This window comes from Moheibacter sediminis (assembly GCF_900176425.1).
In the GTDB taxonomy this organism is placed as follows: Bacteria; Bacteroidota; Bacteroidia; order Flavobacteriales; family Weeksellaceae; genus Moheibacter; species Moheibacter sediminis.
In genome coordinates, this window is record NZ_FWXS01000003.1 from 312265 (window position 1) to 338865 (window position 26601).

The 26601-nt window shown below is 33.9% G+C and carries 25 protein-coding genes; 13 read left to right on the forward strand and 12 right to left on the reverse strand.

From position 1 onward, the window contains the following. Nucleotides 1–325: 325 nt before the first annotated feature. Nucleotides 326–1687, forward strand: coding sequence for a dGTP triphosphohydrolase (gene dgt / locus B8977_RS06595; protein WP_084016927.1), 1362 nt, complete (start codon nucleotides 326–328; stop codon nucleotides 1685–1687). 90 nt (nucleotides 1688–1777) lie between these two features. On the opposite strand, the gene B8977_RS06600 is transcribed toward dgt, so the two are convergent. Next, nucleotides 1778–2437: a LolA family protein gene (locus tag B8977_RS06600; protein ID WP_084016886.1), complete on the reverse strand. Its 660-nt coding sequence runs from the start codon at nucleotides 2435–2437 to the stop codon at nucleotides 1778–1780. Nucleotides 2438–2632: 195 nt separating this feature from the next. Here B8977_RS06600 and B8977_RS06605 point away from each other — a divergent pair, with 195 nt between their 5' ends. Further along, a complete protein-coding gene (locus B8977_RS06605) occupies nucleotides 2633–3919 on the forward strand; it encodes an OmpA family protein (protein WP_084016887.1) in 1287 nt (428 codons plus the stop codon). A gap of 63 nt (nucleotides 3920–3982) precedes the next feature. Here B8977_RS06605 and kdsB read toward each other — a convergent pair whose 3' ends face one another. Then, complete coding sequence (kdsB, locus tag B8977_RS06610) at nucleotides 3983–4729, reverse strand: 3-deoxy-manno-octulosonate cytidylyltransferase (RefSeq protein WP_084016888.1); 747 nt, start codon at nucleotides 4727–4729, stop codon at nucleotides 3983–3985. A gap of 100 nt (nucleotides 4730–4829) precedes the next feature. Then, nucleotides 4830–5762 carry a DUF4349 domain-containing protein gene (locus B8977_RS06615; RefSeq protein WP_084016889.1) on the reverse strand — a complete coding sequence of 311 codons (933 nt, stop codon included), beginning with the start codon at nucleotides 5760–5762 and terminating at the stop codon, nucleotides 4830–4832. A gap of 211 nt (nucleotides 5763–5973) precedes the next feature. Here B8977_RS06615 and B8977_RS06620 point away from each other — a divergent pair, with 211 nt between their 5' ends. Together B8977_RS06620 and rsmD are read left to right on the forward strand one after the other, a co-directional pair. Then, nucleotides 5974–6762 carry a DUF3822 family protein gene (locus B8977_RS06620; protein ID WP_159447462.1) on the forward strand — a complete coding sequence of 263 codons (789 nt, stop codon included), beginning with the start codon at nucleotides 5974–5976 and terminating at the stop codon, nucleotides 6760–6762. Beyond that, nucleotides 6723–7274, forward strand: coding sequence for a 16S rRNA (guanine(966)-N(2))-methyltransferase RsmD (rsmD, locus tag B8977_RS06625; protein ID WP_084016891.1), 552 nt, complete (start codon nucleotides 6723–6725; stop codon nucleotides 7272–7274). Before B8977_RS06620 ends, rsmD begins: the two co-directional genes overlap by 40 nt. Nucleotides 7275–7388: 114 nt before the next feature. Here rsmD and B8977_RS06630 read toward each other — a convergent pair whose 3' ends face one another. From B8977_RS06630 to B8977_RS06645, 4 genes are all read right to left on the reverse strand, one after another. Further along, a complete protein-coding gene (locus B8977_RS06630) occupies nucleotides 7389–8321 on the reverse strand; it encodes an endonuclease/exonuclease/phosphatase family protein (protein ID WP_245828471.1) in 933 nt (310 codons plus the stop codon). A 207-nt stretch (nucleotides 8322–8528) separates the two neighbouring features. Further along, on the reverse strand, nucleotides 8529–8900 hold the full coding sequence (locus B8977_RS06635; RefSeq protein ID WP_084016893.1) for a septal ring lytic transglycosylase RlpA family protein: 372 nt from the start codon (nucleotides 8898–8900) through the stop codon (nucleotides 8529–8531). A 291-nt stretch (nucleotides 8901–9191) separates the two neighbouring features. Beyond that, nucleotides 9192–9638, reverse strand: coding sequence for a GatB/YqeY domain-containing protein (locus B8977_RS06640; protein WP_084016894.1), 447 nt, complete (start codon nucleotides 9636–9638; stop codon nucleotides 9192–9194). Nucleotides 9639–9668: 30 nt separating this feature from the next. Further along, nucleotides 9669–11492 (reverse strand): DUF3857 domain-containing protein, encoded by a 1824-nt coding sequence (locus B8977_RS06645; protein WP_084016895.1) that lies wholly within the window; start codon nucleotides 11490–11492, stop codon nucleotides 9669–9671. 136 nt (nucleotides 11493–11628) lie between these two features. Here B8977_RS06645 and tig point away from each other — a divergent pair, with 136 nt between their 5' ends. The 8 genes from tig to B8977_RS06685 all read left to right on the forward strand — a co-directional run bounded on the left by tig (nucleotide 11629) and on the right by B8977_RS06685 (nucleotide 20155). Beyond that, on the forward strand, nucleotides 11629–12978 hold the full coding sequence (gene tig / locus B8977_RS06650; protein WP_084016896.1) for a trigger factor: 1350 nt from the start codon (nucleotides 11629–11631) through the stop codon (nucleotides 12976–12978). Nucleotides 12979–12991: 13 nt separating this feature from the next. After that, on the forward strand, nucleotides 12992–13654 hold the full coding sequence (locus B8977_RS06655; protein ID WP_084016897.1) for an ATP-dependent Clp protease proteolytic subunit: 663 nt from the start codon (nucleotides 12992–12994) through the stop codon (nucleotides 13652–13654). Nucleotides 13655–13666: 12 nt separating this feature from the next. Next, nucleotides 13667–14284 (forward strand): hypothetical protein, encoded by a 618-nt coding sequence (locus B8977_RS06660; RefSeq protein WP_084016898.1) that lies wholly within the window; start codon nucleotides 13667–13669, stop codon nucleotides 14282–14284. Then, complete coding sequence (locus tag B8977_RS06665) at nucleotides 14281–15126, forward strand: hypothetical protein (RefSeq protein ID WP_084016899.1); 846 nt, start codon at nucleotides 14281–14283, stop codon at nucleotides 15124–15126. The genes B8977_RS06660 and B8977_RS06665 overlap by 4 nt, the downstream gene beginning before the upstream one ends. Nucleotides 15127–15147: 21 nt before the next feature. Continuing rightward, nucleotides 15148–16347, forward strand: coding sequence for an ATP-dependent Clp protease ATP-binding subunit ClpX (clpX, locus tag B8977_RS06670; RefSeq protein WP_084016900.1), 1200 nt, complete (start codon nucleotides 15148–15150; stop codon nucleotides 16345–16347). A gap of 139 nt (nucleotides 16348–16486) precedes the next feature. After that, the gene (locus tag B8977_RS06675) at nucleotides 16487–18508 is read left to right on the forward strand and encodes a T9SS type A sorting domain-containing protein (protein WP_084016901.1); all 2022 of its coding nucleotides are present in this window, start codon (nucleotides 16487–16489) and stop codon (nucleotides 18506–18508) included. A 53-nt stretch (nucleotides 18509–18561) separates the two neighbouring features. Beyond that, complete coding sequence (locus tag B8977_RS06680; RefSeq protein ID WP_084016902.1) at nucleotides 18562–18771, forward strand: hypothetical protein; 210 nt, start codon at nucleotides 18562–18564, stop codon at nucleotides 18769–18771. 82 nt (nucleotides 18772–18853) lie between these two features. Then, nucleotides 18854–20155, forward strand: a complete 1302-nt coding sequence (locus B8977_RS06685) for a TlpA family protein disulfide reductase (RefSeq protein ID WP_159447463.1) — start codon at nucleotides 18854–18856, stop codon at nucleotides 20153–20155. Nucleotides 20156–20216: 61 nt separating this feature from the next. Here B8977_RS06685 and B8977_RS06690 read toward each other — a convergent pair whose 3' ends face one another. From B8977_RS06690 to B8977_RS06710, 5 genes are read right to left on the reverse strand one after another with little or no spacing between them, the layout of a single operon-like run. Beyond that, nucleotides 20217–21545, reverse strand: coding sequence for a DUF58 domain-containing protein (locus B8977_RS06690; RefSeq protein WP_084016904.1), 1329 nt, complete (start codon nucleotides 21543–21545; stop codon nucleotides 20217–20219). Next, nucleotides 21545–22570: an AAA family ATPase gene (locus B8977_RS06695; RefSeq protein ID WP_143736363.1), complete on the reverse strand. Its 1026-nt coding sequence runs from the start codon at nucleotides 22568–22570 to the stop codon at nucleotides 21545–21547. The genes B8977_RS06690 and B8977_RS06695 overlap by 1 nt, the downstream gene beginning before the upstream one ends. A gap of 13 nt (nucleotides 22571–22583) precedes the next feature. Then, on the reverse strand, nucleotides 22584–23819 hold the full coding sequence (locus B8977_RS06700) for a hypothetical protein (RefSeq protein ID WP_084016906.1): 1236 nt from the start codon (nucleotides 23817–23819) through the stop codon (nucleotides 22584–22586). Next, nucleotides 23816–24565 carry a hypothetical protein gene (locus B8977_RS06705; protein ID WP_084016907.1) on the reverse strand — a complete coding sequence of 250 codons (750 nt, stop codon included), beginning with the start codon at nucleotides 24563–24565 and terminating at the stop codon, nucleotides 23816–23818. The genes B8977_RS06700 and B8977_RS06705 overlap by 4 nt, the downstream gene beginning before the upstream one ends. Continuing rightward, a complete protein-coding gene (locus B8977_RS06710; RefSeq protein ID WP_245828474.1) occupies nucleotides 24552–25595 on the reverse strand; it encodes a stage II sporulation protein M in 1044 nt (347 codons plus the stop codon). The genes B8977_RS06705 and B8977_RS06710 overlap by 14 nt, the downstream gene beginning before the upstream one ends. On the opposite strand from B8977_RS06710, the gene B8977_RS06715 reads away from it, so the two are divergent. Continuing rightward, nucleotides 25590–26426 (forward strand): RDD family protein, encoded by an 837-nt coding sequence (locus B8977_RS06715; protein ID WP_084016908.1) that lies wholly within the window; start codon nucleotides 25590–25592, stop codon nucleotides 26424–26426. The genes B8977_RS06710 and B8977_RS06715 overlap by 6 nt on opposite strands. The last annotated feature ends 175 nt before the right edge of the window (nucleotides 26427–26601 follow it).

A 26601-nucleotide genomic window follows, 5' to 3' on the forward strand; every position in this document is an offset into this window, starting at 1 on the left:
ATGTGTTTTATCCCTTTTGTGATTAGAATCATTTCTTCAGGAAGACTCCAGTTTTTAATTTCAAATTCATACGTAAGCTTTTAAATCATAGTCCTCGTTTGGATTATATTTTTAAATGAAAATTATGACAAAATCTAATTTGCTTCCTTAATTTCATAAATAAACAAAAGAGTTTCATTTTTTCTCGAAAACATTTGATCGCTAAACATTTCATGACTTCTCGTTGGTATAGTTTAATCATTTTAAATAGTCTCAAAATCCCAAAATCAAATTCTTGCAAAACCAAACTCCAAAACCAACTCCCAATTACTATATTTGTTTCATGATGGATTTGAACTCAATTTACTCCCCAAAACGTTTAGGGATCGATGCCACACAAGATACACGTACCGCCTATCAGCGAGACTTTGACCGAATCATATTTTCATCAGGCTTCCGCCGTCTCCAAAACAAAACACAAGTATTTCCTCTTCCCGGAAGTGTTTTTGTGCACAACAGATTGACTCATTCGCTGGAAGTCGCTTCTGTAGGACGTTCATTAGGCAGTTTAGTCGGCGAATTCATCTATAAAAAAGAAAAAGAGAAACTCAACAAAGAGTCGCGACAATTCTACAAACACAATTTGTACAACGTGATTTCTTCCGCTTGTTTGTGCCACGATATAGGCAATCCCGCATTTGGACATTCGGGAGAAGATGCCATTGCTTCCTTTTTCGAGAAAAACGAATCCAATTTCAAATCTAAATTCTCCGAAAAAGAATGGACAGATTTCATCTATTTCGAAGGAAATGCAAATGCCATAAGAATCCTCACCCAACAGCAATCCGGTAAATCAGAAGGAGGAATGGGACTGACTTATGCAACTTTGGTTTCCATAGCCAAATATCCTTGTGAATCCGTTGCGCGAACCAAAGGAATTCTCCACCGCAAAAAGTTTGGGTTCTTCCAGTCAGAAAAAGAAAATTTCCAAAAAATAGCTTCTGAAACTCAAATGATTCAGGAAAATGATAAGCCTTTAATTTATAAAAGACATCCTTTTGTTTGGCTGGTAGAAGCGGCTGACGACATTTGCTACAACATTATCGACCTCGAAGATTCGCATCGATTGGGTATTATCGACCATGACAAATGCGTTAATCTTTTGGTTGATTTAATTGCTTCGCTCGATGCAAAAGGAATTGACAAAGTAAAAAACAGACTTGAAACCATTTCGGATAAAAATGAAAAAATTTCTTATTTAAGAGCAAAATCCATCGGACAATTGATTCAGAATTCAGCCAAGGCCTATGAAAACAATTTTGAATTGATTTTAAATGGAGATTTAGACAAATCTTTATTGAAACTGATTCAGGAAGGAAATAATTCTGCCAATGAAATCTTAGATAAAATTGAAGAATTCTCAGTCGAAAATATTTACAACCATCATTCTGTGGTGGAAATTGAAAACGCAGGATTTAATGTCATGTATGAATTGTTGTCACATTTCGTTTCGCCTATTTTGAAACAAAAGAAATCAAAGTCTGAAGAAAAAGCCATCAAACTGATTCCAAATCAATTTCTTTATGAAGATGGAACAGATTACCAAAAAGTCTTAGGCGTTCTGGATTATGTTTCAGGAATGACCGATAATTATGCAACCGAACTTTATCGTAGAATAAAAGGAATCGAAATAGGAATGAGGCGTTGAATTATAATTTGTCATTTCGAATGTAACTTTAGTGGAATGAGCAATCTAATAGTTTAAGATTCCTCGTAGCTTGGAATGACAATGTAACTTCTAAAACTTAAAAACCTTATCCGAAATAGCAGGATTGATTTGAATTTGATTGAATTTAATTACATATTCTCCTCCATCTTTTGGTCTTCCGATTTGTTTTGTCGCAAATTGTAATCCGTCAAAAGATTTATAATCAAAATAAAGTGTTTTTTCCTCATTCGTTTCTTCCGAAAGCAATGAATAATCCTTTGTAGAAAAGCAATAAGTTATTTTATTGGTATGTTTTGTCAGTACAACTTTGTAACATTCTTTTCCTTCTTCTTTCGCTTTGCCGATGTACTGCGCCTCAAATCCTTTTTTGGAATATTCCATCATGTCCGAATCAAAAGAATCAGGCTGATAACCCGGAACTTTTTCATTTTTTTTAGAAATTTCACTGAAAGTCCATCCATTTTTTCCATCATAGCCTTCATTTAAAACTTCTTTTCCTTCGATGATAAATGCAACTTTTTTCTCGTACGGTCTCCTGTGGTAAATAACCATAGAAAAAGATTCTTCAATTCCTAAAGTCACGGAACCTTTTAAAATAATTGAATTTAAACCTTTCCATTTTGAAATGCCGCCGGAACTTTCCAAATGCTGATTGATGATGCTTTCAGCAGTTTGAGCAGATATTGAAATTGAAATACAAAGGCTGAATAAAAAGAATATTTTTTTCATCTAAGAAATAATTGAAAAGATAATTTAAGGCTAAAATAACAAATTAAATTTTGAATAGATTGATTCGATGTATCATCAGAAGAAATCATCCTTTCTAAAAATTGAAGAAATAACTTTTGTTTTTAAAGAAATATTATAAATTTGAGTCTGGTTCAGTTAATCTGAATCAATTTTAACCTAACCAATAATAAACTTATGAGAAAAGCGCTATTTGCCGCCTTGTCTCTTGCTGCTGCAATTTCTTTTGCGCAAGAGAGTGATGTAGTTCTGGATGAAATTACTGAAGTACTGCATGAAAAACCCCATCAAATTTTTTACAATAAATGGTCTTTGGAACTAAACGGAGGGATGAGCAAACCTACAGATCCATTTACAGATGGTTATTCCTCTCCTCAATTTAGCTTTTTCCATGTTGATATTGGAACACGCTATATGTTTAGCCCCAAATTCGGACTTAAAATGGATGTGGCATATGATCGTTTCAAAAATGATGATGAAAGCAAAAAATTTGAAACGGATTTTTATAAGATTAGCCTACAGGGGATTATAAATGTAGGGAGAGCCTTGAATTTTGAATCATGGACCAATACTTTTGGTTTGCTGGCACACATGGGAGTGGGTTATTCTATTATGAGCAACGATAACTTCGAGGGTGATGCCAGCGGCATCATAAATGATACAGATGAGATGGCAAATTTCATTGCCGGATTGACTGGTCAGGTTCGATTGTCAGATAAATTTGCTTTGACTGGAGATTTCACAATTATCAATAATTATAAACAGCAAAATACATTTGATGGTCAGACTTTTTTAGGCAACCGAAGAGGCTTTGATGGAACCATGTACAATATGTCGCTGGGATTGACCTATTATCTGGGTAGTGCAGAGAAGCACGCAGACTGGTATTCTGAAAATTTAAATCCAGATTATGAAAGCCGTTTTCAGAAAATCGAAGCTATGTTGATGGATTCTGATGGCGACGGAGTTGCCGATTATTTAGATCAGGAACCGAATTCAGTCCCTGGTGCAATCGTAGATACCAAAGGAATTACCATTGATTCAAATAATAATGGGGTTCCAGATGCGATTGAGAGATATATAGAAGCAAATTGTAATTGTAACGGAGTTTCAGATGTGATGTCAAATAGCCAGATTTTAGAGCAGCTTGTAAACAGCGGAATTATTAATGTTTATTTTGACTACAATATTTCTCAACCTTATAAATCATCAATTGGAGGAATTGATTTTGTAGTAGAGTATATGAAAGCTCATCCAAATGCTCAAATAGAGGTTATAGGTTATGCTGATCCGGTAGGTGGGAAAGATTATAACACAAAATTGTCACTAAAAAGGGCCGACGCTGTAAAGAAAGTTATTACAGATAAAGGGATTTCAGCATCGAGGTTAACTACTAAAGGTCTGGGGATTGATAACAATACAGATTACCAATTATCGCGAAGAGTTATTTTCAAGATTAAATAAAAACTAGTTTAATAATTGTTAAGCCGGTAATCACATTGTTTACCGGTTTTTTTTCATTTTTAACTAATTTCTTTTTGAAATTTCATCAAGATAATGATTAGCCTTTCTCAAATCTTCCTCAGTATCAATGCCGATTCCCATAGGACCAGTTTCCAAAACTTTTATTTTCATACCGTATTCGAGATAACGAAGTTGTTCCAATTTTTCTGCTTTTTCATTTTGAAGCATCGGTAGTTTGGAAAAATTCAATAAAGCTTCTCTGCGAAATGCATAGATGCCGATATGTCGGAAATAACGCGCGCTGAAATCAGTTTCGCGCGGATAAGGAATCGGGCTTCGTGAGAAATAAAGCGCAAAATGATTATTGTCCCAAATGGCTTTTACACAGTTAGGATTATTAATTTCATCAATATCAAAAATTTCCTGCGCAAGTGTTGCCAACGAAATTTCTGCATTTAAATCATCTTTGTAAACATTGATTAATTTCCCCAAAGCTTCACCTCGAACAAAAGGTTCATCACCTTGCACATTAATCACGATATCGCAATCTATATCCTGAATTGCTTCTGCAATGCGGTCACTTCCGGTTTCATGAGTAGATTTGCTCATGATGGCTTTGCCGCCGTTTTTGGAAATTTCATCAAAGATGATTTCAGAATCTGTTACCACAAAAACATCATCAAACAAATTTGTTTTTACTGTATTTTCATAAGTGGTTCGTATGACCGTTTTTCCGCCCAACATTGCCATTAGCTTTGCAGGAAAACGTGTTGATGCGTAGCGGGCGGGGATGACTGCGATAGTTTTCAAATCAATTCATTTGTTTTTCAAAACTACAAATTTCCTGCAAAAAACAATCCCCGAAAGGTGAAAACTCTCAAGGATTTGGATGATAGGTAGTTAAAGCAGTTTAAGACATGCGCATTTTTTTGTTGTACCATTTTATTCCAACAAATAAAAGACAAGCGAAAATCCATAAAGGCCACAGATAGAGTAATCCTACTAAAAGTGTTTGAGAGAAATAAAATCCGTCCTGAATGGAATTTTCGGCTCTGTACCAAAAACCTGTTCTGTATTTTTGGTCGTAACTTTTAGGATTAATGATCATCGTCTCAGCGATTTTTTCTTTTTCAGTCAAAAATAACGTTACCGAACTGTAAGCAACATTATCTTTCATTTTCATAGTTGAAATTTTATGATGATTAATTTGCGACTGCTTTTCATCTACGTCATTGACAATGTTTTGTTTGTCAGAAATTCTACCCGACTCATCGGTGATTTTATCTAGTTTCCCTGAAGTTTTATCCAGTCTTCCTTTTTCCAGTCCAGACATGATGAAACTTAGACTGACATCTTCCGCAGCGATATTTCTGAAATTAAGAAACTTCATCTCGCTGCTCAATGAATTCAAAAAATTACCCAATTGCATTTGTGGAACACGGACCGTCATTGAATTTTGAACAGAATATTTTTTTACTTCTTTCGCACTATCAGTATCAACTGCAAAGGTCTCAGTCGAAATAATGTTACTCGTTAAATTGCTTTGAGTGACAAAACCGCCGATTTCAGCAAGATTTTTTTCGATTGTGGTTGTTGATTTATAAACATTTTCAACTTCCATCGACAAATCTGCTGTTCGTATAAATTTACGTTCGGGATCTTGGTATGTTGCAACTGTAGAGGAGAGCGGTATTTCAGAGTTGCCTGCGGCTGAGTCTATGGAAATACTTTCGACGGCTGGTTCACCTCCTGAATAACCGCTTTCTTCATAACCACCTCTTTGTTCACAGCTAAACATTATAAATAAAAAGGCAACGGGTAAAATGATTCTTGACTTTTTCATAACTAAATATTTTAATGATTTGTTCGGATTCAAATCTCATCCAATAAAATCTGAAAGTTTTGTTGAACCTTTGAATTTTATTTGTAATAGTATAATTCATTAAACTTCAGTTATTTGTAAAATAAAATACAAATTATTTAGCCAAAATTATTAAGGTTTAATATTCAATCAGAAACTTTTATCTTTACACATTCAAAATCAATAGATTCTTTTGCATAGTTCTACAAATACCATCAATTCTTTATCGCTTCTTTTTCACAAGGAAGGATTTTCTTTTTGTGCTTATGATGAAAATGGAAATCAGGGAAAAGTTTCTCATTTCAAAGTGACGCACAGTAACCGTTGGGAAATTGAAGTCATCAAAGAATTAGAAATAAACCTCAGATTGAGAAGGAATTATGAAAATGTTTCAACCGCTTTTGTTTCTTCTTTTTTTAATTTGATTCCAGATTCCTATTCTAATATTTCAAGTGAAGTTTTGTTGAATTTGAGTGAAGCTGAATTTGAAAACAATGCCATTTTAAAAAACCAGACAAAATATGAAAGTGCATTTGTTTATGGAACTAGCCAGTTGGTTTTGGATAAATTGAATGAATTGTACGGAAAGATTAATTTTCATCATTCAGGCCAGGTTTTTCTGAATTCAATTTTGTTTTCTAAACAATCGGAACTTCATCTAAATCATTATCAGAATCAGCTTGAAGTTGTAATTACAAACGAAAAGGGAATTTTATTTTATAATTTATTTGAAGTCCAGTCTGACGAAGATATTTTATTTTATACTCTTTTTGCATTGGAACAATTGGACTTGGATGCCAATAAAATTGAACTCAAATGTTATGGGAAGTTGCTGCCAGGCACTTCTGTTTACCAAACTTTGAAAAAGTACATCCGTTATGTTTCTCCGGCAATTAAAAATGAAGAATTTCTTGAAAATTATACACTCCTTAATTTAATAAAATGCGCATCATCTCCGGAAGTTTCAGAGGAAAAAGAATAAATGCCCCGGCAAATTTACCGGTTCGTCCCACGACAGATTTTGCAAAGGAAGCTTTGTTCAATGTGTTGAACAATCAATTTTACTTAGATGAAATTTCGGTACTGGATTTGTTTTCAGGCATCGGAAGTATTTCACTGGAGTTTGCTTCACGTGGTTCGCAACGAGTGGTTTCTGTGGATCAAGATACCGGTTGTATCAAATTTTTGGCAGAAACGGTCAAAGAATTAAAAATCGAAGACAGGGTTTCAATTCATAAATATGACGTTTTTCAATTCTTAAAAAGAAATACACAAGGAAGCTTTGATGTGGTTTTTGCTGATCCGCCGTTTTCGTTTGAGACGGAAGATTATTTGAAATTAATTGATTTAACGATTGAAAATGAATGGTTAAAACAGGAGGGACAGATGGTTGTAGAGCATTCTAAAAGCCATAAATTTGAAGGACATCCCAATTTCATTCAAACCAGGAAATACGGCAATGTCAATTTTTCATTTTTTGAATTAAAAGCTTAAATCAAATTAATAATCAATCCATTAAATTTTGAAAATTCCTCATTTCGTTCGGAATGACAAAGGGATTTCATTTCCTTTTGAACTTATCACGACTTAGTGAAGAATATTTTATTATTAGTTTTTTGCTTCTTCAATGATTTCTTTCACTTCTTCGTGATCTTCAGAACTTGCTTCTAATTCTTTTTCCTTATCCTCGTCTTTTATGGAAAGCGAAACACTGATTGGAAAATGGTCAGAACCAACACCTTGCTCTACCCTTAAATCCAACAATCTGAAATGACTGCTCACAAAAAAGTGATCAAGCGGCCAGCGAAAAAGTGCATATTTCGCATGGAAAGTGCTGTACATTCCGCGTCCGATTCGAGGATCAAGCATGCCGCTGATTCTCAAAAACAAGCGTGTGGTATGGCTCCAGGCGACATCGTTCAAATCTCCGAAAACGATTGACGGTCCTTCATATTCTTTTGACTTTTTCCCCATGATGAGTATTTCCGCATCTCGGTCAGTGCTTTCCGGATTTTCCTGTGGAACGGGCGGCGTTGGATGAATTCCGTACAATCTCACCATTTTTCCGTTTGCATTTATATCTACAATGATGGATGGGATTTCATCATCGATTAAATAATTGATTTCTTGTTTTTCAATTGGAAATTTGGAATAAAAGAGCAATCCGTAGGTGTTTTCTTTGGGAATTTCTATGAAATAAGGATATTTTTCTTTTACACTTTGAACTGAATCTTTCCAATCCTGATTGGTTTCTAAGAGAAAAACTACATCCGGATTAGACTTGAAAATACATTGAAGCGTTTGTGTATAACGATCATTGTGTTGGTAAACATTGATGGTAAGGAGTTTTATTTTGTGTGAAGGACTTTTGGAAGGATCCAATTCAACCATTTTTTTTGAAAAAATACTGTAAGGAAAAACAATCCAGCCTATATAAATCAAGGATACGAAAAGTAAAATGAGGCAGATGAGATTGACCACATTCTCAAAATCAATCAACATAAATGAAATTACAATTGCCAATAGAACAAGTCCGAACATCTGAAATCTTGGGTAATCCCAAATTCTGATGTACCATTTTGGAGATTTGATTAGTGGAAGAAAGGTTAGTAGGATTAATAATCCCGTGACTGAGTAAAATAAGGGTTCGATAAAGCGATTTTTAGAAAGTCATAAAATTAGTGAATTAACTCCATAAAAAAAGCATCCCGTTGAGGATGCTCTAAACAATTCTTGATAATTTTATCATTAATTAACCACTTCGTAATCTATGGGCATTACCCCTTTGTCGATATTTCCTATTTCAGAAAATGCGGCTTTGCTTAAGTCGAATTGACGAGACTTTACAAAAGGTCCTCTGTCATTTACTTCAACTACTACAGATTTACCGTTATTGGCGTTGGTTATTTTAACTTTTGTTCCGAAAGGAAGTGTTTTGTGTGCGGCAGTCATGTCGTGCATGTCATAAGTTTCTCCGCTTGCTGTTTTTTTACCATGAAATTTATCGCCGTAAAAAGAAGCTTTTCCGCTTCCTGATAACCAAGTTGCACCGTTATATAAACCTGCTCCTCCTAAACCGATAAATCCAATAAGCAATAAAAAAGTTAATACTGATTTCATCTTCTTTTTATTTTTGATTGCGAGGCAAAGGTAAGGTCGAATCAAATTTAAATTTCACGTTATCAATTCAAGGAGCTATTTTGAGAGGAAAACCACCCCGAAACGCTTTGTCAAAAACAGTTTCGAGAATCGGTTAATTTTTTGTTAAAAATATTGAAAATGTTAATTTTTTTAAGAACTTGAATTTAAAATTAGTATTTGAAACAAAAAACACCTTCATTTTTTTAGGATGAAAGTGTTTGGTTTTTAGTGTTTTATAAATTTCAGGTAAACTATATGTTCAAAATAATATTAACCTAACAATTTTTTTACAGTTTCAGCGACTAATTTTCCTTCGGCTTTACCTGCTAATTGAGCAGAAGCAGCGCCCATCACTTTGCCCATATCCTTGGCAGATGTTGCGCCGGTTTCGGCGATGATTTCTTTGATTTTAGCTTCTAATTCTTCTGATGAAAGTTGCTGTGGCAAAAATCCTTGAATGACTTCGGCTTGCGCCAATTCTTTTTCAGCCAATTCATTTCTGCTGTTGGCAGTGAATTGTTCGGCAGCTTCTTTTCTTTGTTTGATAAGCTTCTGCAATAATGCGATTTCCTGCGATTCGGAAACAGAGCCGTCTCCACCTGACGTTTTCAATAATAGTATTTCTGATTTCATGGCACGAAGCGCTTCCAAAGCAATTGTATTTTTGCTTTTCATTGCATCTTTCATTTGGTCCATTATTTTCGTTTCTAAGCTCATTTTTTGATTTTTTTGAATTACAAAAATAGATTATTTATTCTTTTTAATAATTGCCGTTTTATGAATGTGTAAATCTATTTTACTGAACAAATCTATATAGTCTTTAACTTCATTTTTATTGAAATAGCTTTTATTGATTAAAAACTGCCAAGTTAACGTTGCTTCTTTGTCAGTAACAATCACATTTTGATTATATATGAATTGATCTTCAAGTCCTTTTATTTCATAATTAAAGTCTTGTGCGATAAGCTGATAATTTTCCGGGATTTTAATTTTAAGTTGAATGATATTGTGAAAAGGGAAATTAATTTCAATGGGATAAATTCTATTTTCTTCAGCTTTTAATTCTTTTATAAGTTTTAGGAATGGATTTTCGAATGTATAAAAATCTGAATTATTGTCAGATTCATAAACTTTGTTTTTTATTTTCCATTCTTCTAAAGTATCAATTTTACCCTCAAACTTTAAATTTCCTAAATTTATAAAATAGGAATCAATGAAGTCGGCATTGAAATAGCCATTGTATTGATTTTTAATTTTTAGTTCAATTTTTTCAGGTTTAATTTCAAACATCTGACGTGATATAAACTCTGAGACAGTAGGATTTATCTGTATAAACATATCAGCACTTGTGTTTAATTTCGCAGTTATAACATTGAAATGTTTTAAGTCAAGAAATTTAACATTGGTAGGATCAGAATTTGCGGCATCAATAAGATATTGCTGTCCATTTAGGGTTACAACATTTATAAGATTTTGAATTTTTGAAAAGGAAGGATAGGCTGTAATTAATCTTCCATTATTTCTATTGCTGTTTATGACAAGTTCATTCTCAATGTTTTTTGCATTAAGAATTCCATTTAGTAAGACATTTAAATCTGCTGTAGTGCCCGATTTACTTCTAAATAAATTTTCTTTAAGATTTTCCGGTATAACTGAATAATATTCATTCCATTTATACTTATCTTGTATGTACTGAATACAATTTGATAAAGTTTCTAACTCATTTTTTCCATTTTTAATATTACCGGCAATTTCTTTAAAGTCAACACTTTTTGTGCTTTTTTGAACATCTTTATTGACTAAGGATTTGAATCCTTTCCAATTGTTTGCAGAGTAATAAGTTCCATGATTTAGGCGAGCAGACGTATATTGAAGAGAAATCCTATCCCTATAGTCTTCTACATTATAAATCATTGTATAGGTGTTTATGCTGGGGATATTTTGTAACTCCCATTCCTTCCTGCCTTTTTTACCTTTGTATTTTTTAGCGAGATTTTCTCCGGATAAAATTATTTTGTATTCTGCATAGCCCGTATTTTTTAGGTTCAATTTTGATAATAGAGTTGGATAGTTATTTTGGAATCTCCATGGGCTGCTGTAAAGATTGTAAGGTTTTTTGATTTTGATTTTATATTCAATTATAGATCCTACAGATACGTTAGGAAATGCAACCGACAATTCTTCTGTTTCATTATCAACTTTTGTAATGAAAATGTCTTTTTTCTGTATTTCTGATATTATTTCTTTACCATCTACAATATTAATAGTTTGTCCTTTTTCAAAAATCACCTTATTATATGCATTATCACTTGGGTAAGTCCATTTTTTTTGAGCTGCATCATATCCACCAACAGAAAGAATTTTTATACGTGAATGCTCTTCCAGTTCATATCCATTATTTGTTACAGTGAGAATAGCTTGTTCGTTTAGGATGACAGCTTCTGCATCAGGTTCAAATGAAACAGATTTTAATCCTAATTCATCTTGAGAGAAAATTCCCCATTTTAATTTGTCTTGGGAATAAGTAAATTGATGGATGAAAACAACAGCTAAAATTGAAACTAATTTCATACAATAAGGTTAATTCTGTAAATATATAAATAGATGTCAAATCCTAAATCTAATCCAATAATAAAATGAGTAATAGATTCTTATTATTCAAACTCAAAAAAATACATACCTTTGCAGACCAAAATTTTTTAGAAAAATGAACATTACCCGCAACAGCATTGATGACTTAAATGCAGTGCTTACAATAAGCATAGAAAAAGAAGACTACAAAGAAAAAGTAGAAAAGGCGTTAGAGAATTATCGTAAAACTGCAACTATAAAAGGATTCAGAAAAGGGCAGGTGCCGATGAGTTTCGTGAGAAAACAATTTGAAAAGAACATGATTTTCGAAGAGGTGAATCAATTGTTGCAAAACGGAATCAACGATTACATCCAAAAAGAACAAATTTCAATTTTAGGAAATCCACTTCCAAAACAGCAAGACAGTATCGATTGGGATGCCGATCAGTTGGTTTTTGAATTTGAATTGGGAATGGCACCTGAATTTGATATTGATTTGTCAAAAATTGCAACGACAGGATACAAAGTCAATGTAACGGAAGAAGAAGTTCAGAAATATGTGGACAATTTTTCACAGCGTTTTGGGACTTTGAGACCATTGGATACAGTAGAAGAAGGTTCAAATATCAAAGTTGAATTGAAAGCTGGTGATGTAGAAAAGGAAACCTTCCTTTTTTCAGATGAATTGGCAAACCAGAAAAAATTCATCGGTAAAAAAGTAGGTGATGTCATTAAAGCGAAATCTAAAGATTTGTACGAAGACAATACAAACTTGGAACAAATATTAGAAAAATCTGCTGAGGAATTGGCTGATTTTGATGGAGAGATTTTATTGACAATTAAAGAAATTACCAAAACAGAAAAAGCAGAAATGAACCAAGAGCTTTTTGATAAAGTTTATGGTGAAGGAATTGTAACGACTGAAGAAGATTTCCGTCAGAAAATCAAAGAAGAATCTGAAAAAATGTACGTTCGCGAAACGGATAAACAATTGATGAATGATGTAGTGGAAGAATTAATCAAAGACACTAAGTTTGATTTACCAAATGACTTTTTGGCGCGTTGGTTAGACTTTTCAAATGAAAAAATTGAAAGCGTAGAACAAGCAGCGGAAGAAGTTAAAAAGATGGAAGAAAGTCTTCGTTACCAGTTGATTGAAGCGAAAATCGCACAGGTTTATGACTTGAAAGTTACACACGAAGACGTTCAGGATACAACTAAAAAGATCATCAAAGAACAGTTTGCAATGTATGGTCAAAGCAACATTCCTGACGAAGATTTGGATAACATCGTTCAAAGTTCATTAGGGAATCAGCAGGAATACCAGCGCATCGCGGATCAGGTTTTTGCTGACAAAATGTTGAACGTTTTTAAGGACAATGTGTCAGTAAAAGAAAAAGGTATTACATTTGATGAGTTCATCGAGGTGGTTACAGAAAAAGCGAAAAAACACAACCATTCGCACGACCACGATCATGAACATTAATTAAATCAAATTTATGAACCACGGAGAAGAATTTAAAAAATATGCAGTAAAACATGAAGGCATTAGCAGCCTTAATGTTGATAGTTATGTGCAAAACATGACACCCTACATCGTTGAGGAACGTAAGCTGAATGTAGCTCAGATGGACGTTTTTTCTCGATTGATGATGGACAGAATCATCTTTATGGGGACAGGTGTAAATGACGAAATTGCCAATATCATCCAAGCACAGTTGTTGTTTTTGGAAAGTGTTGACGCTTCAAAAGATATCCAAATTTACATCAATTCACCAGGAGGTAGTGTTTATGCCGGATTGGGGATTTACGATACAATGCAGTTGGTAAAACCTGAAGTAGCAACGATCTGTACAGGAATGGCGGCTTCTATGGGCGCAGTTTTGCTGTGTGCAGGTGCTCCGGGCAAACGTTCTGCTTTGAAGCATTCAAGGGTGATGATCCACCAACCTTCTGGCGGTTTCCAAGGTGTTTCGACTGATATGGAGATTAATTTAAAAGAAATTTTAAAATTAAAAGAAGAATTGTATCAAATCATTTCGAGTCATTCAGGGCAATCTTATGATAAAGTTTACAAGGATTCCGAACGTGACTATTGGATGACTTCAAGCGAAGCAAAAGAATACGGAATGGTGGACGAAGTTTTGTTGCCAAGAGCGTAAAATAATTTATAAATGAAACCGAAAGGGCTACTTTTCACACTTTTTATCCTTTATTGGGTGACGGTGTTTGGAGTAGCCCTTTTTTCTGGGGAATACCGAAATGAATTCCGAAAGACTTCTCTAAGTTGTTTTATGCCATTTGGTTACAGCATGTTTACGCCAATGACTAAAACAAATTTTGATGTTTCATATGAATTTTTCAAAAATGGCAATTCAGTTAAAACCATTTCTCTTCAGAAATATTTAGATTCAGAATTTGAAAAAGGTTTACTTCAAAATAAAACTTCGACCAATAAATCAAGACATTATTTCGAACAAATTTATCAGCTCGATTTGGTTTTTCAGAAAAATCAATACGCCAAAGTCTATGGTTCTTTGAACGAAAATTTTGAGGATGTAATTAATAAGGATGAAAAATTAAAATCCATTACCCAAAACATTCGAATTTTTTCAAAATTATACAAAGAAGAAAATCCGTCTTTAGAAGCTGACAGCGTTTTCATTTCTGTTTTTCGGAAACCGATGATTTTGCCTTTTAATCCAAATTACAAAGGTGATTATACTTATATTTTAGGTGATATGGTTTTTTATAAAACGAATTATGCTTTTCCAAATTCACAAAATCCATGATGAAAGAATTCTGGAATGAACCACGAACGATTTATCCGTCGATATTCAGAATATTGATTGGATTGGTTTTGTTGGTGGATTTGATTTTCACATTTTCATCGGGGAAATTTTTGTTCAATTCTGAATTGACAAACTATCCCGAAGCTGGAAATTTCATTTCATTTATAAGGACTCATTACGTTCCGTTTTTTATCAGTTACGGATTGGTTTTGGTTTTATTCATTTTGGGAATTGGTAAAAACATTACCTCTTTTTTGGTTTTCATTTTTCATTTTATCATGCTTTTAATTTCTCCTTATATTTTGAATTGGGGAGATACAATACTGAAATTCATGTTGTTGTATTTTATTTTTTCGGATAGTTTTAAATTTTATTCCGTTCAAAAAAGTAAAATTCATAAAAATAGCATTTGGAATTACATTTCAAAACTGGCAGTTTGGTCGGTTATTCTGCATTTGTTTTTGATTTATCTGAGTAATGGATTTTACAAATCGATGGATGCTGATTGGCAAAATGGATTTGCACCATTTTATAGTTTTTCACAATTTTCGGGGTTTGAAGATTCAGTTTTTTATCCCATCATTTCAAATGGAAATTTTTCTAAAATAATTTCCTTCTTAATTATAGCGCAGCAATTGACATTTATTCCATTGATTATTTGGAAGAAAACAAGATACGTCACCATTTTTTTAGGAATCATGGTTCATTTAATTATGTTTTACCAATTTGGTTTGTGGAAATTTGAAACCATCATTATATTGTCGTACGGATTTTTATTAAATGATAAGGAATGGCTGAAAATCATTCCACAAAAACTGAAGAAAGAATTCGTTAAATCTTAGTAACTTTGCACCCGTTTTTAAATGAAAAATAAATTGGAAGAAAGCAAATGTTCCTTTTGCGGGAGAAGCAAAAGTGAGGTGAATTTATTGGTTGCAGGCATTGACGGTCATATCTGTGACCAGTGCATAGAGCAGGCACATGGAATCGTACAGGAAGAAGTTTCTTTCAAAAATTCTAAAAATTTAGTCAATCCGCTTCCGGCAAAATCGCCAAAAGAAATCAAAAAATTTCTCGATGATTACATTATAGGACAAGATTATGCAAAAAAAATCATGTCAGTTGCGGTTTATAACCATTATAAAAGAATTCTCAATCCGACTTTAAATGAAAATGAAGTTGAAATCGACAAATCCAATGTCGTTTTGGTAGGAGAAACAGGGAGCGGGAAAACTTTGCTTGCAAAAACGATTGCGAGAATGTTAAATGTTCCGTTTGCAATTGTTGATGCAACGGTTTTGACAGAAGCCGGATATGTTGGGGAGGATGTAGAAAGTATTTTGACAAGGCTTTTGCAAGATGCCAATTATGATGTTGCTTTGGCTGAAAAAGGAATCGTCTTCATAGATGAAATTGATAAAATTGCCAGAAAAAGTGACAATCCTTCTATTACAAGAGATGTGTCCGGAGAAGGTGTTCAACAAGCAATGCTTAAAATTCTGGAAGGAACTGTGGTAAATGTTCCACCAAAAGGAGGTAGAAAACATCCGGATCAGAAATTCGTGGAAGTCAATACCAAAGACATTCTTTTCATTGCTGGAGGTGCATTTTCCGGAATAGAAAAACACATCGCAAACCGTTTGAACACGCATTCAATTGGTTATAGAAACGAAGAAGTAAGAAAACATTCGGAGGACATTCTCAATGAAGTGAATGCAATGGACTTGAAAGCATTTGGTTTAATTCCTGAGCTGATTGGTCGTCTGCCGGTCATCGCTAATTTGACTCCTTTGGATAAAACTGCGATGAAACGAATCCTTACAGAGCCTAAAAATGCATTGATGAAACAATATGAAAAATTGTTTGAAATCGATGGGATTAAATTGGAAATAAAGGAAGATGCTTTGGATTACATCGTTGAAAAAGCTGATGAATTGGGGCTGGGTGCTAGAGGATTGCGTTCTGTTACAGAAGAAATTTTCACTGATTTGATGTACAAAATGGATGAACTTCCAAAAAAATATATACTGTCAAAAGAAGAAATTCAAGAACGCAAATCATAGTTGTTCATTTTTTTGTTGATTAATAAATAATTTAATGCATTTTTTTATGTTTATTTATTCAAATAATTTATACCTTTGTCGCTCATATTGTTGAATACCAACTCTACAATTTGAAACCACAACCTAAAATTAAAAATTTATGAAAAAGTATTATTTACCTTTTTTATGTGTGGGGCTTTTGTCCGGCACGTTGCTTTCTCAGAACACCTTTGTGACTGGAAATGCTAAAGTTAAGGTACAGCCAGGAACTTTATTTTATCACGGTGGAAGCTTTAATGTAAAAGCAGCAGCTTCAGATGATAGGGTTATTGTAAATGATGGGAACATCAAAATCAATGGAGCTTTTGTTAACGAAGTGGCTGACGGAAAAAACTTTGTAAGTACGTACGATGAAATTACTGAAAACTACGGCCAAGTAATCATAGCTACTACAAATCCTACAGTTGTCAGTGCTAACCTGAACAGGTTAACGATGGAAAAGCAATCAATAAATCAAGATGATTTTTCTTGGGGCCAGTTTGCGATTCCTTACAGATTTGCCAATGTTGGTGAGGCTTACTCAACTCTATTCGGAGGCACATATAGTGGTGCAAATAGATATGTTTCATCTTTTATGGTTTGGGATAACATTACACGTCCTGAATATGACCATAAATTTGCAAATATTGCCATTGAACCTACTGATTATGTGATTCTAAACCTTACCAATGATAGCCATCTTATGACTGAGATGGATTTTGGACAAAGACTATTTGAATATAGTGGAACTCCTTCCAATGGAGCTTACAACGTAACGTTCAGACCGTCAATTTACCCAACTTCGGCTTGGTCAGCATGGAAAAATACTTTAAACAGCCACAGGGAAAAATATTCTACATACATAGAAGAACATATCAGAGATTTAGTGGCAAATGAAGATAATTATGGTAGATATTATTTTCAATTTGGAAATCCATATACATCTAATATAGATTTGTCTCGCTTAGGACAAAACGAATTGAATGGTGATGGTATGTACTTTACAGATTTAGCTGGTGTAGTTAAGATTTCCTCAATGGATTGGGGGCAGACAACAGGTGTAGATGTTGCAGGAGTGGGTAAAGTAAGAGCCACATGGAATGGAACAACTTGGGCTGGAAATGTAAATGCTCTCATTGTAAAACCTTTTGAAGGATTTTATATAGCATTAAATGATGCTGCAGATCGAAATGACAGAACTTTTAGTTTTACCGATGGTCTTAAAACTTTTGCGAATACACCCGCATTTCCAGGAGGAGCTGGTCCTAGCAATAGAGGTTTAGATCAAAATGAAGATTTTTTTAGCTCTGATCAATCAGCAGAAGCAGAGGATAGGTTAGCTAATTTATCTACTCTAGTTTTATCTTCTAGTTCTTCAAGGTCTTCATTTTATCAATTAGGATTAAATTTATATACTGAAGATGATATTCAAACTGGTAATACTGTGTACGTCGTAGTTGATACTAAAACTCAGTCAGGAATAGCACAGCCTTTAGAGTCAGATTATGACGATTTCCAAAAAGGATTTTTCCTTTCTCAAGAAAATGCTAACGGTTCTGAAGTTAATTCTCCTAATCGTATTATGCAGATTAATGCAATTAATCCTCGATATGTATCAAAGCCTATTCCTTTGTTTTTCCAAACAAATGAAGGTGATATGAGTGCTTACTATGTGAAAGCAGATTTATTTTATAAAAATATTTTTAGCAAACTAAATCCAGAAGATATAAACTTCGTAGATGGAAATTCTTTCTTTTTTTATGATAAAATACAAGATGTATTATTACCAATTACAACTGATTTTTCCTATTACATAGAAAGACCTGAAGAAGCACAAAGTTCAAGATATGTTGTTTATTGGAATGGAGGCCCAGAAGCTGGTTCAGAAAGAATGAGTGTTTCTGATGAAATTGCTGGAAAAACTGAAGTTTACAAAGATGGTGAAACACATAAAATTCGTTTCAATGAAACCTGGTCATCAGCAGACATCGCTGTTTATGATATGACAGGAAGATCTATTTTCAAGAAAGAAGGAGTAAAAACCAATGTAGATTTTACTCTTGATTTACCAAATACAAGTGTTTATGTTGTTAAAATTCAATCTAATACTGGTGAAACTGTAACTCAAAAGATACTCAGATAAACCAATCTGGTATCAATTTTGAAAAAACCTTAATAACCTATAATTCATTAACCATGAAAAAGTTTTTATTAACTATGACAATATTATTATTGTCTTTCTATCCATCTTTTGCCCAAGTACCACCACCTCCAGATTATCATGAAAATTCGGGTCCAGGTGCTCCTTCAAGTCTACCCGTTGATCAGTATGTTTTTTTTCTTATGGGAATAGCTTTGACAATTGGAGTTTATTTTATTTGGAGCAAAAGAAAAGCTTTTAATTAAGTTTAAATTAACAAATAATATTTTCAAAAAGCCCTTTCAATTTAGAATGGGCTTTTTATATTTGATTCAAATTTTATACAATATGAAAAAGACATTGCCAATTGTGGTGTTGTTACTCAGTTTTTTTTCTCACGCACAATTTACTGTCACAGGAAAAATAGATAATTATATAAATCAAAACCTTACCATCAGAATTTTTAAAGGTCCATCAGATTTACTAATCAATAAAGTTTTAACTGATGCAAACGGAAGTTTCACAGTAAAAGTACCAGAAAAGTATAGTGGAATTGTACGCGTTCAAACACTTTCTGATGGAGCAATTTTAGATTTTTTATCAGACAATGAAAATGTAGATTTTACAGCACAGTATAAAGATCATCAATTTTCTGAAATTAAATATTTCAAAGGTAAAACAGCAATGGGATTTTTAGAATATCAATCATTTGAGAACTTTAATGATTTAAAATTGAATGTTTTTCCAATGATTAAAACCGTTTATTCAGAAAAAGATGAATTTTACCAAGCTGTGTTAAAAGAGGAAAAGCGAATTGAAAAGTTAAGCCCTGCGACCGAACTATCTTTGCTAAAATATTATGTTCAAGCCAATGATTTAGCCAATGCACAAGTCGATGCAAAACCGGCAGCAGAAGTTCATACTAATAAAATTTTGAGCAAGTTAATCAATGACAACAATTACCTTGAGGGCAGTGGATTGATGTATAAACTAGTTTTGGATTATCTTCGCTATTCAATTATGGGAGCAACTACTCAAGAGGAAATCAATTCAAAAATTGAAACGACAATTGATGATCTATTGGTAAAAACTGACTTAGAAACACCTCGCGGACAGAATGTATTATCTTCTGTTTTCTTAGTTTTGCCGGCAGAACAATTCGGTACTTTATTAGAAAAATATTACAGCAAGGCAAATGCTTTGACTTGTGAAATTACGGATGAATTGAAAACTTCGTTAACTGCTCATAATAATATGGTTGTTGGAAATAAAGTTCCCGATTTGAAATTCAAACAACCGGTAAAAGGATTTAAATCTTTGTATGATGTGAAAGCAGAAAAGAAAATCGTTATTTTCTGGGCTTCTTGGTGTCCGGCTTGTAACGACGAAATGCCTTTCGTGAAAGAATATTACAGAAATTTCAAAGCTGAAGGTGGTGAAATCATCAGTATTTCTTTAGACTTTGATAAAGCAGCTTTTGACGAAGCGACAAAAGACTTTGAATGGATTAATTATACTGAACTCATGCGTTGGGATACGAGCGGCGTAAAAGAGTTTGGAATCACTTCTACACCGACATTGTTTCTTTTAGACAAAGACAATAAGTTAATAAAAAAAGCAACTCACATTTCTGAATTGGTTCAATTCTAATTAAAAGTTCAGTCAAAAATATAAACCTTTGAAGCGATAAACTTCAAAGGTTTTTTTATTTCTAAATCATTCCTTTAGATTTGATTTCGAGATATTTATTGATGGTGTTTACATTCAAATCTTCCGGTCGTGTCAAGATCGTCTGAATTCCATATTTATTCAACTCACGTACAATTTGTTCTTTCTCGTAAATGAATTTTTCAATAATCGAAGTTTCGTACGGATTCTCTTTCTCAGTCGGTTTGTCCAGATAATCTTCCAGTTCAGTATTCCTGAAAAATACGACCAAAAGCAAATGATTTTTATTAATTCCCAATAAATAGGGCAATTGTCGGTGCAGCGCATCCATACTTTCAAAATTGGTAAAAAGCACTATCAGTCCGCGTTGGGTAATTTTATGTTTTATGGTTTTATACAATTTGCCAAAATCACTTTCCATGAAATTCGTTTGAATGCCATACAAACTTTCCAATATTTTCTGTAATTGATTCGTTCTTCTTTCGGCCTTTACGAGATTTTCCAATTGTCCCGAAAAAGTGAAAATTCCGGCTCTGTCCTGATTCTGCAACACAACATTGCTCAAAACCAAACTTGCATTTACCGCATAATCCAACAAAGTCAATTCATTGAACGGCATTTTCATTACGCGCCCTTTGTCGATGGCGCAATAGATTTGCTGCGATTTTTCATCTACATATTGGTTGATCATCAGCTTTTTATGTTTCGCAGTAGATTTCCAATTAATCGTTCTGATATCGTCGCCACGAACATAATTTTTGATTTGTTCAAATTCCATACTGTGTCCGATTCGTCTGACTTTTTTAGAACCTAATTCGTCAACATGAGCACGGAAATTTTTCAAACTGTATTGATTTAATCTTAAAAAAGACGGATAAACTTTGATTTGTTTTTCAGTTTTGAGAATAACTTTTCTCTGCAAAATCCGTAAAGGGGACAGAACAAAGACATTGGTATCGCCGAATTTATAAATTCCTCTTTCATGCGGCGTCAAATCATAATCCAAAATTCTTTCCTTTTTTGAAGAAAGAAATCCTTTCATTTTGAAATCAAAAATTTGAAACTGTTCAGGAATTTCATCTAAAATATTGAACCGAATTCTGAATGGAAAATGATTTGTAATTTTTAATTTGACAATATTTTTGTCTGAATTTGACAATTTATCATTGACCTCTCTCTCTCCCGAAATTGTCTTTTTGACAGAAAAAAGCAAAATAAAATCAACCAACGTGAAAATAATCAAACCAAATAAAGCCAACTGAGAAATTTGGAACATAATCGGAAAGAAAAATCCCACACAAAATCCAAAGGCGATGATGGACATTGCATAATAAAAGAATTTATTAAGAAATATTTCTTTCAAAAATTTCATTAACGAGGAATTTCTATGGATTCAATGATTTGCTGGATGATTTGCCCGGATGTAATTCCCTCCATTTCCTTTTCGGGAGACACGATGATTCTGTGTCGCAACGCAGGCACAGCTACAAACTTGATGTCTTCAGGAATTACAAAATCTCTTCCGCGAATCGCTGCAACTGCTTTTGCTGCATTTAAAATTGAAATAGAAGCACGCGGAGAAGCACCCAAAAATAAAAACGGATTGTTTCGGGTTGAATTTACAATCGAAGCGATGTATCGAATTAATTTTGACTCCACCAAAACTTCCTGTACGATTCTTTGAAATTCAGCAATTTCTATAGCATTAAAAACGGAAGAAACCAAAGTTGTCGGATCTTCATTTTTCCTGAAATTATTTCCTTCTAGAATTGAAATTTCTTCTTCCAAAGTTGGATATCCAACTTCAATTTTAAATAAAAACCGGTCTAACTGTGCTTCCGGTAAACGGTAGGTTCCTTCTTGTTCGACAGGATTTTGAGTCGCAAAAACCAAAAACGGCAATTCCATCGGATACATCACACCATCCATTGTGATTTGTCTTTCGGCCATCACTTCAAACAAAGCAGCCTGAGTTTTTGCGGGAGCACGGTTGATTTCATCTATCAAGATTATATTGGAAAAAACAGGTCCTTTTTTGAATTCAAATTCATTATTTTTCATGTCAAAGACCGAAGTTCCTAAAATGTCCGAAGGCATCATATCCGGTGTAAATTGTAACCGGCTGAAACCAATGTCCATCGTACGGGCAAGCAATTTTGCAGTGACAGTTTTGGCAACGCCCGGAACACCTTCTATCAAAGAATGCCCGTTTGCAAAAATACTGACAATCAGCAGTTCGATAAATTCTTCCTGTCCGACTATTACTTTTCCAAGCTGCTGACGAATTTCATTGACACCATTTCTGATTTTTGACAAATCAATACGGTTGCTGAACTGTAGTCCGGATTCGTTTTGAATTTCAGTTTCGGGTGGATTTGGTGCCGGATTATGAGGCATATTTTGTTGTGGATTATTTTCTTCCGGTAGTCCTTCCATAATGTCCTGATTTTTGGTTAAATGAATGAATTAATGATTGTAATTTAAAAAAATCTTCTTTATCCAGATAATTTTTGCTTCTGAATATGTCGATTTGCAATGCGAGTTTTTTACATAATTTCAGATCTACGCCTGATTTGGCACTTAATAATTCCGAAAAATCTTTCTCTGTGTCCTTTGCTGAAATATTGTAATGCGTACGGATTTGTTCCAGAAAATAATTGATTTTATACTTTACGATTGCAGTGTGATCCGCATTATTTTTATACAATTCAGAAAGTGTCTGTGCAAAACTCAGCGAATAATTCGGATAAGGCTGAATGATTTTGATAGCTTTCTGTCTGCGTTTAGAATTGAAAATTAAAAATAAAATTCCCATAGAGAGCAAAATGAAAAATGCCCATCGCAAAGATTGATGTTTCAAAATGAATGACAATGCACTAAAAAATCCGCCATCGCTGTTGCCTGATTTTTCTCTTTGGTTGATGCGGTGATTGTCCCAAAGAATATTTTCATCGGGAATATAAGACAAAACATCAGCTGCATATTTGTAATTGTCACCGCGAAGCATGTAATAATTTGTAAATGCAAAAGGTTCAGTGTGAAGCAGAAAATAACCGTTTCCATGATGAACCTTTATGAAATTGGGTTCTTTTTTACCTTTGTAATTTACGTAACCCAGTACTTCCGTTATTTCCGGATTGAAACCTGAAAAATAATTCGTTCCGACTCCTTTTTGAAAGTTATATGAATTTTCTTTACCAGCATTTAAAACCGATAAGCTGACATTTATATTTCCGCCAAAATTTGGAGGCTCGAACGAATGGTACTTGACTTCCAGATATTTCTCAAATGTATAATTACTGTTTCCCAAAGAAACAAACGCAACACGTCCGCTGTTGACGTAAGCAAGTAATTTTTCCCAAACCGCATCCGTAAATAAATCACTACTGGGGTAAATCGCCATATAGCTGTCGCTTTCGTAATTGTACTGGATTTCTTCCAAATATTCGTAAGTGTTTTGTTTGATGTCAATGATTTTAGAGTCAGGAAACAAATCTTTCAATTTACGGTGCAAAACATAAGTTCCATAAGGAATGGTGTGTGCAGAATCAAATGTTGGCGTCCAGTCCACAGGGCGTTCAGTATTGCATCCGACAGTAAGCAAGAGTAAAAATACAAGCAGGTATTTTCCAAGTTTCTTTATCAATTGATTTTATTTAAAGTTCGTTGAAAAATGGATTCTGCCAATTCAAACTCTTTTGAATTCAAGTTGAAATTTCCATACCAAGTATGATCATAAATATATGTGTTGTTGTAGAAATCTTCTTTTAGGGTATGATTTTTTAATTCCTGCAAATATTCAAAATCGGTTTTGTCTTTGTGCCATTTTATCAGATTTCGGTCTGTTAATCTCTGTAGAACCCAGAGGTAATAATACCGGATGGCTTTTCTGTAATCTTGTTCTGATTTTGCTTTATTAATTAAAAATTCAAAATTATTATTCTGAATTTGTTCTAAATCTTCTTCGCCTGTTTCATCGGAAGCATCATATTTGATGTTTCTTTTTTCTTTCCCAAAATAAATCCCGCCTGCACTTTTAAATATGAAGTAAATAGCAATTAAAATTATTATTAGCAAAACAGCATACATGAGAAACTGTAAAATTCCTCCCGGAATCTGAAACGCAGGCGGATTGATTTGTCGTGGCGGTTTTTCTTTTACAATTCGGTCATAATTGAATTTTTCATTTTTATAATCGTCCTTGAAATTTTCGTTCAATTTACGATTGTGAAATTCAGTTTCCTCTCTGTTTTCTTGAATAGGAACTTCATATTCGGGATGGTATTGACCGTAATAATTCTCGTTGACAGAATCTACAGTCTCTACAATCGTATCTTGCGAGAAACAAAAAATCCCTAACATTAACAAAAAAAGAAGCTCAATCTTTTTCATAAGCAACTTCTTTTAAAAGATAGGAAATGTCTTTTTGACTTTTGCGGAAAACAAAATGCGGATAAATAAGGTAATACCAAGAAATAAATCCAAAAGTTCCGAGTACTATAAATCCTGCCAAAACAATAGGCATTTCGTTTGCATATTGGGTTAAATATCCTTCAATCAACGCAGCAGCCAGAGTAAACGGAATGGTACTGATGACGATTTTCAAAGCTGCTTTTCCTTTTTGGAAAAATGCCTGCCAGCGTGTTAAAATTCCAGGGAAAATATAACTAGTTCCCATCAAAATTCCGGCTCCGATTTCTATGCACATTGCAAATATTTCCATCGCTCCATGCATCCAAATTGTCCTGAGTGAAAGGAAAAAATGTCCTTTTTCGAAAAACATATATTGAAAACTACCTACCATCACGCCGTTGACTAACATAAAATACATGGAACCGATACCTCCAAACAATCCATACAAAAATGACATCAATCCGACTCTGAGATTATTCATGGCGATTAGGAAAAAGCTGTTGAAATCACCAAAAGTGGAAGTATTGTTGTAAACAGCTAATGGGTCGCCATTTTGAATGTTGTCCTCAGTCATGTTTACATAGCCGTCTCCTAAAATCGAACGCACAAATTGCGGTTCATAAATGGATGAAAAAACACCGATGATAATCATCAAGAAGAAGAGCGCAAATGAAAAATAAAAATATTTGCGGTACTGGAACATGATCATCGGAACTTCATAAGCCCAGAATCCGGCAAGTCCTTTTTTAGATTTTCTCTGTCCGTAAATTTTATGGTAAGACGTTGTAGCAAGCCCATTCAGGTATCTGATGACATTGCTTTTAGGGTAATAAGTTTGTGCGTAAGCGAGGTCATTGTTGATTTGGATGAATAAATCAGCGAGCCGTTCCGGTTTTTTTTCACCAGAACTGTACAATGATTTTTCAAATTCCAACCATTTTTCTTTATTTTGTTTTATAAATGCTGCCTCTCGCAATTTGTTGGTAGTTTGGATTTCAAAAATATGCAAAATATTCAGATTAAAACACCACTTAATGTTAATGTCACCATACAACATGCTGGAGTTGGTTGGCGTTTCCTTGCTTTTGCAATAGATGTCTGTGTCATCATAGCCTATATTTGGTTACTTTCCACATCATTTTCTATGCTGGGTTTGAGTGGAGAGATTTGGAGCCAAAGTCCTGATAATTACTACGATTTCAATACTTTTCTGGAAATAATTTACGTCATTTTACTTTTTCCTGTTTTGTTTTATTCACTTTGGACAGAGTCGGTTTTCAATGGACAAACAGTCGGGAAAATGATTTGTAAAATCCGGGTGGTCAAGCTGAATGGCTACCATGCCGGATTCCCGGAATATTTTACCAGATGGGCGTTTCGTTTGGTTGATTTCTGGACGGGAATGTTCATGATTTTGTTTTTCATTCCCATTTTTGGACAGGAAACGGGTTCTATCTTGGGAGTCTTAATGTTGTTTATGAGTGGTTTTGTGGCATTTTTTTCTATCATTCGCACAAAAAAATCACAACGAATCGGTGACATAGTTGCGGGAACAACTGTTTTGAAACTGGTTGAAAAACACTCGATGGACATTACAATTTTGGAAGATATAAGAGAATCCTATATTCCGATGTACAGCCAGGTCATTAAATTGACGGATAACGATGCACGAATCATCAAAGATACCTTTGTCATAGCAAGGAAAAACCAGGATTATGCAACGCTGAAACGATTGCGGGTGAAATTGGAAAGCGTGATGGAAATAGAAGGGCGTGGGGGTGATGCGGAATTTATCGATACCGTGATGAAGGACTTTAATTATTATACGCAGAAACTTTAAGTGCAAATTTATCCTCAGGAGCCGAATTTCCTGTATTTAGGTATTTTTATCAATTAATTTTTTATACAATAATCTGCTATTTTTTTTGTTTTCCTTAACATAATTAATTAAGTTTGGAATTCGTTAAAACTAAGATTATGAGAACCAACCTATCGCTTAGCGGCATCCTGCCGTG